The following is a 2,286-nucleotide window of genomic DNA, read 5'->3' on the forward strand; positions in this document are numbered from 1 at the left end:
CTGACCGCCATCGTCAAGGGCGAGCCGAACCACTGGTCGATCCGCGCCGGCAATGCCCAGTCGGGCAACCTGTCCACCTACTACAACGGGGCACGCCCCAACGTCGCGGGCTACAACCCGATGAAGAAGGAAGGGGCCATCATCCTCGGCATCGGCGGAGACAACAGCAACGGCTCCGCCGGCACCTTCTACGAAGGCGTGATGACCTCCGGCTATCCGACGGACGCCACCGAGAACGCGGTCCAGGCCAGCATCGTCGCCGCCGGCTACACGACGGCCGCCCGTCCCAGCGGGACACCCGCCGCCGGCACGTCGATCTCGCTGCGCGCGACGACGGCCTGCTGCACCGGCCGCTACCTCCGCCACCAGAACGACCAGGCCGTCACGTCCGTGATCACCTCCAGCAGCTCGTCCCTGGACAAGAACGACGCCACGTGGATCGTGCGCAACGGCCTGGCCTACAGCTCCTGCGTGTCGTTCGAGTCGAAGAACTACCCCGGCAGCTACCTGCGGCACAGTAACTACCAGCTCTACCGCAACGCCAACGACGGCAGCGCCCTGTTCGCCAACGACGCCACCTTCTGCCCGCAGCCCGGCATGAACGGCCAGGGCCTTTCGTGGGCCTCCTTCAACTTCCCGAACCGCCTGCTGCGTCACTACAACAACATCGTCTACATCGGCAGCGAGGGCGGATCGAACACCTTCGACAGTGCGACCTCGTGGGCCGACGACGTGAGCTGGGTCGTCGCCTCACCCTGGGCGTAGGCACCCCGGGCGGAGCCGTCCCGCCACTCGGGCCCGAGGACGGCTCCGCCCGCCGCAGCACCAGCCGGCCGTTCGACCCGGACCCCTGGTGGGCGAGGCGGCCGGCTCACACACGGGCACATGAGTAGGGGCTACTCATGCCATTTCCGCCGTCGCCAGGAAGCATCCATAGGACTGCCTCCGGTGCCGGAAGGACTCCCATGTCCCGTCGCTCCCCCTTGAGCATGCTGCTGACCGCCATCCTCGCGCTGAGTTTCGTCACCGCGTGCGAGGACTTCCCTCCACAAGACACACCCCCTCAGGCAGCCCAGACGAAGGCGCCGCCCAAGAAGGGCTTCTGTCCCGCGGCAGGCCCGATCACCCGGTCGTTGCTTCCCTCCCCCGAGGGAGTCGAGCGGATCGCCACGAACCCCTGCCTCGGTGTGAACGGCCTGATCGGCATGGCTCTGGATGTCATCCCGGAGCAGAAGATGGCCGACGAAGCGGAACTGCGCTCCTTCCGTCAGGGGCTCAGGACCTTCGCCACCCGGGTGACTGCGGCCGCCGACGCGGTGGACTGCGCCTACGAGAACGACCACCTGGCGGTGTCGATCTACCAGGACCCGAACTACGGTTGGTCGGTGGGCCTGGTGGCAGTGGTGCGCGGGGATCTGGAAGCCGCTGCGGAGGAGGCCATCTGCCTGCTGCTGAAGCAGGTGCCGTTTCTCCCGGACGTCGGCTTCCGCGCCGACGGCCCGCCGGCACCGAAGTTCTGCGCCGACGCCGAGTCCAGAGAAGCCCGGGGATACAAGTTCATGATCTTGTGGATCGCCGACTCGGACGCCATGTGCCGCAGCCTGACGCACAGCATCCGCGCGACCGGCGCCGCCTGATCCCAGCGAGCCTGACGGGTCTGGAGTACGTCTAGTCCTCGTCGTCGATGATGTAGCCCACGCCGGGGTGGGGCCGTCGTCGTGGTGGCCGGCCGCGGCGGTCCGGGCGGTGTTCGAAGTGCCACCACTCGTTGTCGTACATGCGGTACAGGTCGTAGCGGGCGCCGTGGTCCTCGAGCCAGCGCGCGCCTTCGTGGGGGCGCACGTCCAGCGCGATGCCCTTGACGTGGGAGGATTCCGCCGGTGGGAGCACGAGCATGCGTGCCAAGGTCGCGGAGCCGCGGCGGCGCACCTCTTCCTCGAACATCTGTTGCTGGACGAGGGGGTCGCGGTAGCCCGAGGTGAGGCCGAGGAGCTGGCCGTGACGCCACAGCGCCTCGGTGCGGGCCGCGGTGAACGCGGCCCTGGCGCCGTCGGTGAGCCCGGTCAGGTCCTCGGCGGGGAATCGCATCCGTAACGCCCAGTGGCAGGCCTGTTCGCGGGCCTGGCCGGGGCGGCGGAGGAACGCCGCAGGTAGCAGGAGCACGGCCAGCACCAGCGTGACCACGGCATACAGCCGGTCTCGGGGCCGAAGGGGGATGGTGCGTGGTTCGTCCATGACGAACTACGATTGGCGCCGAATGTGCGCGCGTTGTCCGCCCGATGTCAC

At 68.6% G+C, this 2,286-nt stretch carries 3 protein-coding genes; 2 read left to right on the forward strand and 1 reads right to left on the reverse strand.

What is annotated here, in order from left to right; genetic code table 11:
* Both ABZX61_RS65715 and ABZX61_RS65720 read left to right on the forward strand, forming a co-directional pair.
* Positions 1-765: AbfB domain-containing protein (locus ABZX61_RS65715; RefSeq protein WP_355213230.1), on the forward strand; the 765-nt coding region annotated here is incomplete at its 5' end.
* A 224-nt stretch (positions 766-989) separates the two neighbouring features.
* Positions 990-1,637, forward strand: coding sequence for a hypothetical protein (locus tag ABZX61_RS65720; RefSeq protein WP_350743545.1), 648 nt, complete (start codon positions 990-992; stop codon positions 1,635-1,637).
* A gap of 31 nt (positions 1,638-1,668) precedes the next feature.
* Here the strand turns inward: ABZX61_RS65720 and vanY-N are convergent, their stop codons facing one another.
* Positions 1,669-2,235, reverse strand: a complete 567-nt coding sequence (gene vanY-N / locus ABZX61_RS65725; RefSeq protein ID WP_355213232.1) for a D,D-peptidase/D,D-carboxypeptidase VanY-N — start codon at positions 2,233-2,235, stop codon at positions 1,669-1,671.
* Positions 2,236-2,286 lie beyond the last annotated feature (51 nt).

Origin of the sequence: Nonomuraea sp. NPDC003709, from assembly GCF_040610775.1 — a bacterium.
In the GTDB taxonomy this organism is placed as follows: Bacteria; Actinomycetota; Actinomycetes; order Streptosporangiales; family Streptosporangiaceae; genus Nonomuraea; species Nonomuraea angiospora_A.

What these genes read in the sequence shown, in the direction of transcription:
- ABZX61_RS65720 (WP_350743545.1), top strand. Translation starts at nt 990, where the DNA reads ATGCTGCTGACCGCCATCCTCGCGCTGAGTTTCGTCACCGCGTGCGAG.
- vanY-N (WP_355213232.1), bottom strand. Translation starts at nt 2,235, where the DNA reads ATGGACGAACCACGCACCATCCCCCTTCGGCCCCGAGACCGGCTGTAT.